We start from the raw sequence: 12,887 nt of genomic DNA on the forward strand, positions 1-12,887 counted from the left end.
TCAGGGCAGGTACTCGGTGTCCTCGAAGGACTCCGTCTCGCCCTCGACGGCGACCACGTCGAGCGCGGTGACCTCGGCGCCGACGTCGAGCAGCCCGGCGAGACTCGGGTTCGTCCGCCCCTCGTCGCTGGAGACGAGCTCCTTGATGTAGAGCCCGCCCTCGCCCTCGATTTCGACCGTCGCGTGCGTGTCGTCCTCGCGCTCGGCCTCGATGTCGTAGACGTCGCGCTCCCGCACGAGGTGCGCGCGCCGGTGGTCGACGCGATTCGGGGTCTCCTGCTCGATGGTCCCGCCGTCCAGGGTTTCGATTGCGCGCTGGAGGTCGTCGTCGCTCACGGGTGCGTCGAACGCGACTTCGGCCCGGTAGCGCTTCCGGGCGTCCAGCTCCTTCACGCGCTCGACCATCTCGTAGTCGGCGACCTCGACGCCCTCGACCTCGACTTTGCCGTCGGCGAAGTCGTTGATGGCGTCCTCGAGCGCGTCGGCGTCCGGGTGGCGGTCCTGTGGCTCCTCGACCTCGACGACGAACGGCCGGCCCGTGCCGAGCATCAGCGCGTCGATGTCCTCGCGGCCGGCCCCGTGGAACGACTCGGCCGACCCGTCCATCGCCTCCACGACCGGCGGCGCGGTGAGCTGTTCGACGCTCTCGGGGTAGAGGAAGCCGGTGCCGTCGCAGTGCGGGCACGGCGAATCCACGAGCGTCCCAGTGCCGTTGCAGTCCGAGCACGGCCACTTCGTCTGGGGAATCCCGCGCTCGAGCTTGCGGTACCGGCCGTAGACGAACGCCGAGTTCACCGTCACGTCGACGGTCTCGGCCTCGACGTCGAGTACGCCGAGCACGTCCGGCCGCCCGAAGTCCACCTCGGCGCCCGTGCGCTCCCCGACGCGCTTCCCGACCTCGCGGTTGCACTCGGACTTGAACAGCTCGCCCGCGTCCTCCTCGAGGCCGGCCAAATCGCGCAGCATCGTCTCGTTCTCCTCGACGAGCGGCGGCGCCTGCGTCCCCACCTGGTAGGTGTCGAACGTCACGTCCTCGATGGCGTCGACGACGAGGTCCGCGAACTCGTCGAACCGGCTCGACGCCCCCTCGCACACCCAGCACGCCTCCTCGGGTGGCTCGTAGGGCTCGTCGTCCTCCAGCGCGACCGTCGTCCGCAGCGCACGCCCGCGCTCGGCGTTCGACAGCCCGAAACTCCGCTCCGCGAAGCACCGCCCGAGGCAGGCGTCACACACCGGGTTCTCCGCCAGCACCGCCCGCGCGTCCTCCAGGATGGTCATGGGCGTTTCGTAGGCGGCCGGTGGTACGTACTCTTCGGTCCGCGAGCGCGCCACTGGGCGTCCGTCAGCGCCGGGCTACCCGAGGAGCACGCCACCAGCGACGCCGGCGACCCCGAGCGCGAGGAAGAAGCAGAGGTACAGCAGGCGGCGCGAGGCACCCGACTCGGTCGGGGCGCTGAAGACGCTGTCCTGGTCGACGTGGGTCTCCGTGGACTCGGCGCCCTCGTTGAGGCTCGCGGTGCCGGCGAGCAGCCCGACGGCCGAGAAGCCGCCGAGCATGTACACCAGCGCCGGGATGTAGATCGAGACGGACTGCCAGTCGGCGAGCGCGAACCCGAGTCCGGCGACGACGGCGGCCGCGACGCCGCCGTACAACGCGGGCGAGACGAGGAGTCGGAGGTTCATACTCTATACCCGACAGGAAAACGTGAAAAAAGTAGCGGCTACCCCTCCAGAATTTTCTCGTACTCGGCGTTCGAGACGTCGAACCGCGGCTCCTCAAACACCGGCAGAGGCAGGCGTCGCAGACCAGACCTTCCGTGCGCCCCTCAAGACGGTCGCGTGGGTGTTCTCGGGTGCCCGTGGTACGTACGCTTCGGTCCTTGGGTCGGATTTGGACGCCTCATGACGAAGAAATCAGCTTCACCACCTTTCACTGACCATAAAATACAACTCCACTACTTGTGTGAATCCGAGTAATGGCCAGTGGAGGAATTGACTTTGAAGGGCTTCTTGACGTGGTGATGATTGCGCTCTTGGGTGTTCTCGCTTACTTAATTTATACAGAATCAAGAGGCGGAGATATTTCGGCTGTAATTGATACCGTTACTGAACTCGCGATGCCATTCTTCCTTATGCTGGTTCTGACTTTCGGAGTTTTAAAAGTCCTCTCGGGGGTGTCCTAAATGCGGGCAGTTACACCAACCATTGATGACTTAATAACGAGAGGCGTTCCTGGCGTAGTGCTGTTTTTAGCAGTGACTTTCGAATTTTTCCAGTCGACAAACGGTTGGCTCGAACCCAACGCGAAATTAGTGATTGTCCTTACTGGCTCCTACACTGTGGGAACATTCATTGATGTCCACAAGCACGACGTATTTTCCCCACCTCCGTTCTTTAGGAAAGTCTTGTACGAAGAGACAGGGAATCCGGGTTTTCTTCGGTTGACTACGAGAGCTAAGCTACGGCTACGCCAAAGTCGAGGAATCGGTCTATGGAATGACGCTCCCATCCTCCCTGAAATCGAAACTTGTCCTGATTATGGTCGGAAGTCGATCTTCTCTAAAAACGGGGGGTCATTAACTCAGCAATTAGAGACCACACTTGGTGAAGATGTCACTCCAAATCGGCTTACTCATGCTTGGACGGAGTTAGAACGGCAAGCCCTCCCTGAATTGGGTCGTACGGGTCAAAATCACCATACGGTGTACCATTTCATCCTGAATCTAGCGATTGGTATCACGTTTGGCTCTCTCCTGCTTCTCTTCCCGCTTTCTCAGGGAAAGTACGTGTCAGTGACCACCGGAGCACTCATTACTGCTTTCTTCGCACTCCTGCTAATGGTTGAGTTAAGTGTTGTCGGAAAGTATGGGACAAGATACGCGAAAAGCTTGGTGCAAGGGATGTATTTATCGTCCAATCCATCAACCACCCGTTATCCAGTCTCATCATAACGGATTAGCTCACCCCCTAAAACAAAGCCGTCCGCTTTGACGCATTCTTTGTGAAATTACTCAATTTTGGTCCCCTCCCCAAACCCGATGCACGTAAGCGCCCCCGCTCCGACACACCACGCATGAGACAGTTCGCCGTTCTCGGTCACGACGCCCCCACGACGCCGGACTTCCCGCTCGACGACTTGCCGGGCGCAGGCGGCCGGCTGGACGTCCTCTGTCGCTGCGTGAGTTCGGCGCTGTTCCTCTCGCACGGAATCCGGGAGGACGTCGAGGTCTTCCTCGTCCTCGGCGACGAGGTGACGGTGCGCATCGACTCCCGCGAGCTCCAGTACATGAGCCCCGACGAGCGCAACGTCGCCGGGCTGCTGAAGCAGGCGCTGGAGGCCAGAGACCGGGCCATCGGCCACCAGGAGGCCGAGTCGTCGCCGGGCATCCACGTCTCGAAGCGCGGCTTCGAGGCGGTGCTGGACGACGCCGTCTCCGGGACGGTCGTGACGCTGCACGAGGACGGCGACGCGCTCGCCGCCGTCGAACCCCCCGAGGACCCGACGTTCGTGCTGTCGGACCACCGCGACTTCACCGAGCGCGAGGCCGGCCTGCTCGCCGACGCCAGCGACCAGCGCGTGCGCGTCGGGCCAGAAGTGCTGCACGCCGACCACGCGATCACGGTCGCGCACAACTACCTCGACACCGACGGCTTCGAGGGGTACTGATGCGGGTCAGCGTCATCGGCGGCAGCACGGTCGACGACGAGACCGCCGCGGACGCCCGCGAACTCGGTCGGGTTCTCGCGAAGCGCGGCCACACCGTCGTCTGCGGCGGGCTCGGCGGCGTCATGCAGGCCGTCTGCGCGGGTGCTCGCGAGCGCGACGGCCACACCATCGGCATCCTCCCGGGGTACGACCGTGCCGACGCGAACGAGCACGTCGTCGAACCCATCGCGACCGGGCTCGGGCACGCGCGAAACGGCGTCGTCGTGCTGAACGGCGACGCCGTAATCGCTGTGGACGGCGGCAGCGGCACGCTCTCGGAGCTCGGGTTCGCCGGCGTCCACGACCGTCCGACCGCCGGCCTCGGAACCTTCGACCTGCCCCACGTCCACGCCGTCGATGCGCCCGCCGACGCAGTCGACTACGTGGAATACCAGACGCGCTGACCGTCCACGCCACTCCACCGCTGCTCGCCGGACCAGCGGGCGGCGTCGACCCTCGACGGACGCATCCCGGCTACTCGCTGACACCACGCGTACCCCTCTCACGCCCCGGAAATCGCTTGGTCTGGTGCGAAGGTTCGTTACCGAATTGGACAAGATTATATGCGGAAGCGACAATCATACAGTGATGACTAGATCCAACCAGGACTGGTGGCCGAACCAGCTGGACCTGGGGCTGCTCGACCAGAACGACCTCGACGTGGGGCCGTACGACGAGGACTTCGACTACGGTGAAGCGTTCCAGACGCTCGACCTCGACGAGGTGAAGGCGGACATCGAAGACGTGATGACCACGTCGCAGGACTGGTGGCCGGCCGACTACGGCCACTACGGCCCGCTGTTTATCCGGATGGCGTGGCACAGCGCGGGCACGTACCGGACCAGTGACGGCCGCGGCGGCGCCTCCGAGGGCGCCCAGCGCCTCGCACCGCTCAACAGCTGGCCGGACAACGCGAACCTCGACAAGGCGCGCCGCCTGCTGCTGCCGGTCAAGCAGAAGTACGGCCGCAAGCTCTCGTGGGGCGACCTCATCATCCTCGCGGGGAACGTCGCCATCGAGTCGATGGGCGCGAAGACGGTCGGCTTCGCCGGCGGGCGCGAGGACGCGTTCAAGCCCGACGAGGCCGTCGACTGGGGGCCCGAGGACGAGTGGGAGGCCTCCGAGCGCTTCGACGAGAACGACGAACTCCAGCAGGGTCTCGGCGCCACCGTCATGGGGCTCATCTACGTGAACCCCGAGGGGCCGGACGGCAACCCCGACCCCGAGGCGTCCGCGGAGAACATCCGCGAGTCCTTCAGCCGGATGGCGATGAACGACGAGGAGACCGTCGCGCTCATCGCCGGCGGCCACACGTTCGGGAAGGTCCACGGCGCAGCGGACCCCGAGGAGCACGTCGGTCCGGAGCCCGAGGCCGCCCCCATCGAGGCGCAGGGCCTCGGCTGGGAGAGCGACTACGGCTCCGGCAAGGGCAAAGACACCATCACGAGCGGCATCGAGGGACCGTGGACGCAGGCGCCCACCGAGTGGGACACCGGCTACCTCGACAACCTCCTCGAGTACGAGTGGGCGGCCCAGAAGGGCCCCGGCGGCGCCTGGCAGTGGATTCCCGTCGACGAGGAACTCGAGGACTCCGCGCCCGACGTCGAGGGCGAGGACGAGGTGACGCCGATGATGCTCACGACGGACATCGCGCTGAAGCGCGACCCGGACTACCGCGAGATCGTCGAGCGCTTCCAGGACAACCCGATGGAGTTCGGCATCAACTTCGCGAAGGCCTGGTACAAGCTCACGCACCGCGACATGGGCCCGCCCGAGCGCTTCCTCGGCCCCGAGGTCCCCGAGGAGGAGATGCTCTGGCAGGACCCGCTCCCGGACGCGGACTACGACCAGATCGACGACGACGACGTCGCCGAACTCGAGGAGGAACTGCTGGCGTCGGACCTGACCGTCCAGCAGCTCGTGAAGACCGCGTGGGCGTCGGCGTCCACGTACCGCGACAGCGACAAGCGCGGCGGCGCCAACGGCGCGCGCCTCCGCCTGGAACCCCAGAAGAGCTGGGAAGTCAACGAGCCCGAGGAGCTGAGGACCGTCCTCCAGACCCTCGAGGAGATCCAAGAGGAGTTCAACGCCGCGCAGTCCGACGGCACGCGCGTGTCGCTGGCCGACCTCATCGTGCTCGGCGGCAGCGCGGCCGTCGAGCAGGCGGCGGCCGACGCCGGCTACGACGTCGACGTCGAGTTCGTGCCGGGGCGCGTCGACGCCAGCCCCGAGCAGACCGACGTCGACTCCTTCGAGGCCCTGAAGCCGAAGGTCGACGGCTTCCGAAACTACATCGCCGACGACCTCGAGGAGGAGCCCGAGCGCCACCTCGTGAACGAGGCTGAGCTCCTGAACCTGACCGCCTCGGAGATGACGGCGCTGGTCGGCGGGATGCGGTCGCTCGGCGCGACCTACCAGGACTCCGACCTCGGCGTGTTCACTGACGAGCCGGGGACGCTCACGAACGACTTCTTCGTGAACCTCCTGAGCATGGACACGGAGTGGGAGCAGTCCGACGACGACGACGACGTCTACGTCGCCCGCGACCGCGACACCGGCGAGATCGAGTACCGCGGCACCCGCCTCGACCTCGTCTTCGGGTCGAACTCGCGGCTGCGTTCCATCGCCGACGTCTACGGCTCCGAGCCCGAGGAGGAGAAACTCGTCCACGACTTCGTCGACGCCTGGGAGAAAGTGATGCGGCTGGACCGCTACGACCTCGAGTAAGCCGGTCGAACGCCCGGTCCGCCGCCCGTCACCGGCTCCTAGTTCGCTTCGCCGATTCGGAACCGTTAAACCGCCCACGTGCGTTCTGTCGAGTGCGGGCCGGTGGGGTAGCTTGGTATCCTTCGGCCTTCGGGTGGCCGTAACCGCGATTCGAATTCGCGCCGGCCCACTTTTCCCGCATTCGCGGCGACTCACAAGCGGTGAGTCCGTCGGCCGGCTCTTGGTAGTGGTACTGCTACTGCTGGTGTTCTTCGCGCGTCGCGCTCGCTGCCGTCACGCCTGTCGACGCGAGCTCGCCGTCACTCGAACTCGACGTCGGTGAACTCGAAGCGCGCACCGCCTTTCGGTCCGGTGGTGAGGTCGACGGTCCAGCCGTGGGCTTCGGCGATTCGTCTGACGATGGTGAGGCCGAAGCCGGTGCCGTCCGACGCCGACGTGTGACCGGGTTCGAACACCTGCTGGCGGTCGCCCTCGGGAATCCCGGAGCCGGTGTCTTCGACGTAGAGGCCGTGGTCGCCGACACGGCCGACGCGGACGGTCACGCCGGGGCCGCCGTGCTCTACGGCGTTGTCGGACTGCCCTGCAGTCCGACTGGCTGTCGAACCGTGTTCGACAGCGTCCTGACGAGCCTGCGAGTCAGGGTTCGTGGAGCCATGCTCCACGGCATTCCGGAAGAGGTTCTCGAAGACGTGCTGGAGCCGGCTGCGGTCGCCGTGGACGACGGCCTCGTCGGCGTCGTCCACGACCTCGATGCTGTCGTCGTCGCCCGTGGGGACGTGCTTCCAGCAGACGCCGAGCAGGTCCGCGAGCGCGACGGGTTCGGGGTCGGTGACGACCTGGCCCTGTCTGGCGAGTGTGAGGGTGTCGGAGACGATGTCGTCCATGCGGTCCAGCGCCGCCACAATGGGTGCGAGGTGGTCGCTGTCGCACTCCTCGCCGAGCAGTTCCGCCCGGCCCTGCGCGATGTTCAGCGGGTTCCGGATGTCGTGGGAGACCACGGACGCGAACTCGTCGAGCTGTTTGTTCCGGCTGCGGAGCTGGCGTTCCCGCTTGACGCGCTCGGTGACGTTCCGGGTGATGCCGACAATTTGGGAGACCTCGCCGTCCGCGAGGACGGGCGCGAGGTTCGTCTGCCAGAACCGCGCGCCGGTCTCGACGGGGACTTCCTCCTGGTACGTGATGGATTCGCGGGCGTTCGCGCACCGGTGGTAGTTCGCCTGCAGTTTCGCGCCGAGGTCGTCGCCGAAGACCTCCATCGGGGTCTTCCCCTTGACTTCAGCAGTCGTGATGCCGGTCTGTTCCTCGTAGGTGACGTTCAGGCGCTCGAACCGGAACGTGTACCCCGAGCCGTCCGGCTCGACGTCGAGGAAGAAGATGCCGTCATCGACGGTCTCCAGCAGGGTCTCGTACTCCTCGGCGAGCTCCTGGTGGCGTCGCTCCCGGCGCTTCCGTTCGGAGATGTCGCGGCTGTTCACGAGGATGCCGTCGATGTCGGCCTCGTCGCCCGTTCGGTCCTGTAGCGTCGCCTCGATCCAGCACCAGGACCCGTCGGCGTGCCGGAACCGCGTCTCGACTGTTTGCGTGCGGACGTCCTCGGACTGGAGTGCTTCGATGGCGTCGGCGACGGCAGCCCGGTCGTCGGGGTGCTGGTACTCGTAGCCGGTCTCACCGACGAGGTCCTCGGGGTCGTAGCCGAGTGTCCCCTGCACCGACGGACTCACGTAGGAGATGGTGCCACTGGAGTCGATGACCGTCGTGACGTCGGCTGATTCCTCGACGAGCGTCCGGTGCAGACCGCCGTCCATGCATCCCCGTAGGCAGCGATCCGGAATAAAAGAGTGGCATACCCCGAGTGCGTCCGGTTCGAGTGGCTTATTCCGACGGGTCGAAGCGCCGCCAGTCGCGGTCGTGGCTGGGGAGGCCGGTGGTCCGGAGTTCCGGGCCGTCGCCGTCGTCGCGGACGTCGATGCGGCCGGCGCAGAACTGCGCGAGCGTCGCGACCTCGCGCTCGTCGTGGTTCGTGGGGTCGACGAACAGGACGCCGAACCCGTCGACGCTGTCGATACGGCCGACGAGCGTGTGCACGAACCGGGAGACGGTCTTGAGGTCGCTGAACGTCAGCAGCGTGGAGACCGAGTAGAGGCCGGTCCGGACGCGGTCGACGTCGCTGTCGGCGAACGACCGGTGGAGGTCGGAGAACCGCATCCCGATGCCGGTGAGGTCGGTGGGACCGGCGACGGTGAGCAGGCGGGCGGGGACGCTGGGTTCGTCGTCGCTGACGCAGTCGATGATGGCGGCCTGGTCTTCGAAGACGGAGACGCCGGCGCGCTGGCAGTCCTCGACGACGCGGTCGGCGCTCTGGTTCGTGGTGACGACGATAGCGCCCTCGCCGTGGGGACCGGCGAGCATGCGGAGCGCGAGGCTGCGGGTGCCGGCGTGCGTGGGGCCGGCGACGAGCACCGTGGTGCCGGGGCGGATGTCGTCGACGGGGAGGCCGTCGAACGTGTAGTCGTCGTCACTCACCGCCGTCACCTCCGGACCCGGCGGCCGGAGTGGTCGTGGCGGTGTCTTCGGCGGCCCGGCGGCGGAGTTCGAACTGGTCCATCGCTTCGGCTGCGAACGACTGGAGGAGCTCGCGGTCGCGCTCGGAGAACGTCCCGGGTTCGTCGTCGTGCAGGCAGAACACGCCGATTCGGTGGCCGTCGGGCGTGACGAGCGGGGCGCCGGCGTAGAACCGGAGTTCTGCCTCCCGGAGCGTGTCGTTGTCCGCGAATCGGGGGTCATCTTGGACGTTCTCGACGACCGTGACGTCGTCGTCGAGGATGGCGTACGTGCAGACCGTGGCGTCCCGCTCGAGGGTGTCGAAGACGCTGCCGTGGCAGGCGACGAACTCCTCTTCGTGGGCGTCGAGGAGGCCGACGGTGGCTGTGGCGACGCCGAACAGTTCGCCGGCGAGGTCAGTGAGGCGGTCGAGGGCGTCGCGGAGGCCCTCGGCGTCGACGGCGTACCGGTCGAGGGCGGCGAGCCGGGCGTCCTCGTCGTCCGGCAGCGGGTACGCCGTCTGGCTGAGGAACGCGAGGCTGTGCTCGACGAGGCCGACGAGGTCGTCGTGGGCGGTGTCGCTGCCGCGGTGGAGGTACTCGGCGACGGTGTCGCCGAAGGCGGCGGTGTCGATATCGTCGAGCGGCGTCTCGGTGAAGAGGATGCAGGCGGCGTCGGGGGCGTGGTCGCGCGCGGTCCGGATGAGTTCGAGGCCGGTGCCGTCCGGGAGGTTGTGTTCGGTGACGACGCAGTCGACGCCACCGTCGGCGAGCACGTCGAGCGCGCCGTCGACGGTCCCGCTACCGGCGGTCTGGAACCCGGCATCGGCGAGCGCCCGCCGCGTCGCCTCGCGAGCGTCGGCGTCGCCGTCTACGCAGAGAATCATACCCGAGCAAGTGACTGCGTGGTAGTAAGATTTCGGGGGTATCGGTGCCCGGACCACCCTGACAGCCCATGCCGAACAGGGTTCCGGCGGGCAGTGCTACGGAGTCGCATGAATGACGCTGCGTTCGAGGCGGTGGCGGACGGCGACCGGAGAGCCCTCCTCGTGCAGCTCGCAGCCACCAGCGACCGGGACGAACCGCTCAGCGTCTCCGGGGACGTCGTGGAGCGGGTGGAGCAGGGCGCCGACCGGCAGGCCGTCGCGCTGCGCTTCCACCACGTCCACCTCCCGAAGCTGACCGACCTCGGGTACGTGACGTGGGACCAGTCCAGCGGGACGGTGCAGCCGGGCCCGGCGTTCGACGACCTGCGGCCGCTGCTGGCCGCCGTGGTAGCCGACGAGCGGACAGTGTACTGACCCGGGGCGTCGCCGGCAGTCGTCTCGTTACTGCGTCCTCGCCGCGTCGGCTTCGGCGACGGCGAGCGTGTTCTCGACGAGCGCGATGGTGGCCCGGCGCAGGCGCTCGGTGATGGCCTGGTCGGAGACGCCGAACTCGTCGGCGAGCTCTTGCGTCGACACCTGCCGGGGGATGTCGTAGTAGCCCTCGCGGACGGCGTACAGGAGCGTGCTCCGCTGTACTTCGGTGAGCCCGAACCAGGGGGAGTCGCCGGGCTTGGTCGGGTTGTAGATGCGGGTGACGTCGAGCGTGACGTGGGCGTTGTCGCAGTACTCCTTGAACGCGGAGAGCGCGCCGTGGTCGGAGAACCGCAGCTCGAACTCCCACGTGTGGGCGTGGCCGGTGGCGGTGAGGAGGTGGGCGCCGGTCTCGAGGAACCCCTCGAAGACGAGGTCGCGCTCGTGGCGCCAGCTCAGCGAGTAGAAGACCTTGTCCTCGTGTTCGTTGACCTCCAGGAGCTGTTCGACTGAGGGGTGGTCCCGGACGTTCGACTCGAAGGCGTCCCGGGTCTCCGACCGCACAGAGAAGAAGGGGACGGCGGTCTCGCCGAGGGGAACCATCTCCTCGAGCTCGATGGTGGTGGCGCCCTCGACGTCGAGAATCCGCCCGAGCTCGAACTCGCTGGCGGGGATGGACACCTCCGCGATGACACTCATTGTAGACGTGTAGTAGTAGCCGGCAGAGACGGATAAATACAGGCCGCTTGGCTCACCAAGCGGCCGAATTCTGCTTGGTACACCAAGCTAATCGGTGCCTTATTCCGGCCAGGTCCCCTCGTGTGAAACGGACGCGCCGCCGGAAGCGAAGCTCGAGTTGCCAGCGGGACTCTACCGGTCCCGGCTCTCGTTCGATGGAGCGCCAGTCCGTCCGTACTCACTATGACCGGCGACGCACTCTCCGACACCGACGTCTCGACGCCCGCGAAGTTCAACGCCGTCCTCACCGAGCTCCTCGTCCGCGCACACGCAACCGACATCGACGTGCAGGGCGCGTGGGCCTGCCGCTCCAGCGACGGGGCACCCGACTGGGAGGCCTCGGTCGTCGAACTCGACGACGGGGACTGACCCGCAGACGCCCCCGCGGTGCTGCTGGCCAGCCCGATTCCACAGTTTCATATTCCCGGCGAGTCGTCACTCAGTCGATTACCGTGAGCGGGGAGTCCGTCTCAACAGAGGCCGGGTCGGCGAGGGGGAGCGAGCCGCGGCTCGTCGTCGTGTGTGGGCTGCCGGGCGCCGGAAAGACCACCGTCTCGGAGCACGCCGTCGACACCCTCGACGCCGAGCTGTTCCGCACGGACGTGGTCCGCAAGGAGCTGTTCCCGGAGCCGGAGTACACGCCCGAGGAGGTGCGCGCCGTCTACGACGAACTCCTCGCGCGGGCGGCAGCCGCGCTGCGCGACGGCGACCCCGTCGTGGTCGACGGGACGTTCAAGGAGCGCGAGTTGCGGGGGGACGCCCGCCGGACCGCCGAGCGCGTCGGCGTGCCGTTCGACCTCGTGAAAGTCGAGTGCGAGGAAGACGTCGTCCGCGAGCGCATCCGGGCGCGGTCGGGCGACGAGAGCGACGCCGACTTCGCCATCCACCAGCAGTTCCGCGAGCAGTTCGAGTCCATCGCGGGCGAGTACGCGCTCGTGGACAACTCCGGGACCCTCGAGGAGACGCTCGGGCAGGTCAACGACGTCTTCTAGATCGGTGCACTGCGCGCGGTAGCCTTTTCTCCGGACGACGCCAACCGCCGGGCGTGACCGACGACGACGCCGACGCCGACAACGAGGCCGACGGCTACGGAAACGCCAGCGACGGCGCCGACCCGCTGGCGTGGGAGACGACCAGCAGCGGCGTGCCCTACACGTGTCCGGGCTTCGAGATTCGCCGCGACGAGGTCCGGCTGCCCGACGGCACCGAGACCGACTACGACTACCTCCACGACGACCCGGCCGTCGTCGTCCTCGGGTTCACGCCCGACGACGAGGCCGTGGTGCTCGTCGAGGAGTGGCGCCACGCCGTCGGTCGCGTGAACCGCGCGCTCCCCGCCGGCAGCGTCGAACCCGGCGAGGACCTCGCCGCCGCCGCCCGCCGCGAGTTCGGCGAGGAGACGGGCTACGAGCCCGACAGCATTGAGCAGTACGCGACCTACGAGCCCGCCAACGGCATCAGCGACGCCGTCCACCACTACTTCGTCGCCCGCGGCTGCACGCCGACCGGCAGCCAGTCGCTGGACGACGACGAGTCCATCCGGGTCGACACCCAGTCCTACGACGACCTCGTCGCCGCCGTCCGCGACGACGAGATTCGGGACGGCCGCACCGCGCTCGGCGTGCTCCAGCACGAACTCGCGTAGCTTTATCAGCGCCCGCCGCCTGCCGCCGGCATGGGCGTCATCGTCTACGAGGACCCGCAGGGCGGCGTCACCGAGTGGCCGACCGACGACGACCGACTGAAGTACGACGAAGCCACCGGCCACTGGCTCGTGAAGACTGGCGACGGCACCGTCCGCCGCATCCCCCGGGAGCGCGTGTTCTACGTCGAGCAGGACTCCTGACGGCCGTCACCGAAGGCAAGCCTCAAGCGCGC

At 67.2% G+C, this 12,887-nt stretch carries 15 protein-coding genes and 1 tRNA gene; 10 read left to right on the plus strand and 6 right to left on the minus strand.

Translation table 11 applies throughout. The annotated features are described in order from the left end of the window. Window positions 1-1,278, minus strand: coding sequence for a tRNA pseudouridine(54/55) synthase Pus10 (locus LT971_RS03090; protein WP_237005385.1), 1,278 nt, complete (start codon window positions 1,276-1,278; stop codon window positions 1-3). 75 nt (window positions 1,279-1,353) lie between these two features. After that, the gene (locus LT971_RS03095; RefSeq protein ID WP_237005386.1) at window positions 1,354-1,683 is read right to left on the minus strand and encodes a hypothetical protein; all 330 of its coding nucleotides are present in this window, start codon (window positions 1,681-1,683) and stop codon (window positions 1,354-1,356) included. A 293-nt stretch (window positions 1,684-1,976) separates the two neighbouring features. Here LT971_RS03095 and LT971_RS03100 point away from each other — a divergent pair, with 293 nt between their 5' ends. The 5 genes from LT971_RS03100 (at window position 1,977) to LT971_RS03120 (ending at window position 6,602) form a co-directional block, all read left to right on the plus strand. Continuing rightward, window positions 1,977-2,183 (plus strand): hypothetical protein, encoded by a 207-nt coding sequence (locus LT971_RS03100; protein WP_237005387.1) that lies wholly within the window; start codon window positions 1,977-1,979, stop codon window positions 2,181-2,183. Between the two features lie 890 nt (window positions 2,184-3,073). Continuing rightward, on the plus strand, window positions 3,074-3,667 hold the full coding sequence (trmY, locus tag LT971_RS03105; RefSeq protein ID WP_237005388.1) for a tRNA (pseudouridine(54)-N(1))-methyltransferase TrmY: 594 nt from the start codon (window positions 3,074-3,076) through the stop codon (window positions 3,665-3,667). Then, the gene (locus tag LT971_RS03110) at window positions 3,667-4,110 is read left to right on the plus strand and encodes a TIGR00725 family protein (protein WP_237005389.1); all 444 of its coding nucleotides are present in this window, start codon (window positions 3,667-3,669) and stop codon (window positions 4,108-4,110) included. The genes trmY and LT971_RS03110 overlap by 1 nt, the downstream gene beginning before the upstream one ends. Further along, complete coding sequence (gene katG, locus LT971_RS03115) at window positions 4,064-6,433, plus strand: catalase/peroxidase HPI (protein ID WP_272904604.1); 2,370 nt, start codon at window positions 4,064-4,066, stop codon at window positions 6,431-6,433. The genes LT971_RS03110 and katG overlap by 47 nt, the downstream gene beginning before the upstream one ends. Window positions 6,434-6,529: 96 nt before the next feature. Further along, window positions 6,530-6,602, plus strand: a tRNA-Pro gene (locus LT971_RS03120). A gap of 130 nt (window positions 6,603-6,732) precedes the next feature. Here LT971_RS03120 and LT971_RS03125 read toward each other — a convergent pair. The 3 genes from LT971_RS03125 to LT971_RS03135 all read right to left on the minus strand — a co-directional run bounded on the left by LT971_RS03125 (window position 6,733) and on the right by LT971_RS03135 (window position 9,860). Further along, window positions 6,733-8,238: a PAS domain S-box protein gene (locus LT971_RS03125; protein WP_237005391.1), complete on the minus strand. Its 1,506-nt coding sequence runs from the start codon at window positions 8,236-8,238 to the stop codon at window positions 6,733-6,735. A gap of 67 nt (window positions 8,239-8,305) precedes the next feature. Next, the gene (locus LT971_RS03130; protein WP_237005392.1) at window positions 8,306-8,956 is read right to left on the minus strand and encodes a DUF7504 family protein; all 651 of its coding nucleotides are present in this window, start codon (window positions 8,954-8,956) and stop codon (window positions 8,306-8,308) included. Beyond that, window positions 8,949-9,860, minus strand: coding sequence for a GAF domain-containing protein (locus tag LT971_RS03135; protein ID WP_237005393.1), 912 nt, complete (start codon window positions 9,858-9,860; stop codon window positions 8,949-8,951). Before LT971_RS03135 ends, LT971_RS03130 begins: the two co-directional genes overlap by 8 nt. Before the next feature lie 108 nt (window positions 9,861-9,968). Here LT971_RS03135 and LT971_RS03140 point away from each other — a divergent pair, with 108 nt between their 5' ends. Next, complete coding sequence (locus LT971_RS03140; RefSeq protein WP_237005394.1) at window positions 9,969-10,274, plus strand: DUF7344 domain-containing protein; 306 nt, start codon at window positions 9,969-9,971, stop codon at window positions 10,272-10,274. A gap of 27 nt (window positions 10,275-10,301) precedes the next feature. Here the strand turns inward: LT971_RS03140 and LT971_RS03145 are convergent, their stop codons facing one another. Next, window positions 10,302-10,970, minus strand: coding sequence for a helix-turn-helix domain-containing protein (locus LT971_RS03145; protein ID WP_237005395.1), 669 nt, complete (start codon window positions 10,968-10,970; stop codon window positions 10,302-10,304). A 222-nt stretch (window positions 10,971-11,192) separates the two neighbouring features. Between LT971_RS03145 and LT971_RS03150 the strand changes: the two genes are divergently transcribed. From LT971_RS03150 to LT971_RS03165, 4 genes are all read left to right on the plus strand, one after another. Further along, a complete protein-coding gene (locus LT971_RS03150) occupies window positions 11,193-11,378 on the plus strand; it encodes a hypothetical protein (protein WP_237005396.1) in 186 nt (61 codons plus the stop codon). An 83-nt stretch (window positions 11,379-11,461) separates the two neighbouring features. Then, window positions 11,462-12,001 carry a P-loop nucleotide/nucleoside kinase family protein gene (locus LT971_RS03155; protein WP_237005397.1) on the plus strand — a complete coding sequence of 180 codons (540 nt, stop codon included), beginning with the start codon at window positions 11,462-11,464 and terminating at the stop codon, window positions 11,999-12,001. A gap of 125 nt (window positions 12,002-12,126) precedes the next feature. After that, complete coding sequence (locus LT971_RS03160) at window positions 12,127-12,654, plus strand: NUDIX hydrolase (protein WP_237006248.1); 528 nt, start codon at window positions 12,127-12,129, stop codon at window positions 12,652-12,654. 30 nt (window positions 12,655-12,684) lie between these two features. Next, window positions 12,685-12,855, plus strand: a complete 171-nt coding sequence (locus tag LT971_RS03165; RefSeq protein ID WP_237005398.1) for a hypothetical protein — start codon at window positions 12,685-12,687, stop codon at window positions 12,853-12,855. Window positions 12,856-12,887: the final 32 nt, after the last annotated feature.

The sequence above is a fragment of the Halobacterium rubrum genome, from assembly GCF_021729015.1.
Taxonomy (GTDB): Archaea; Halobacteriota; Halobacteria; order Halobacteriales; family Halobacteriaceae; genus Halobacterium; species Halobacterium rubrum.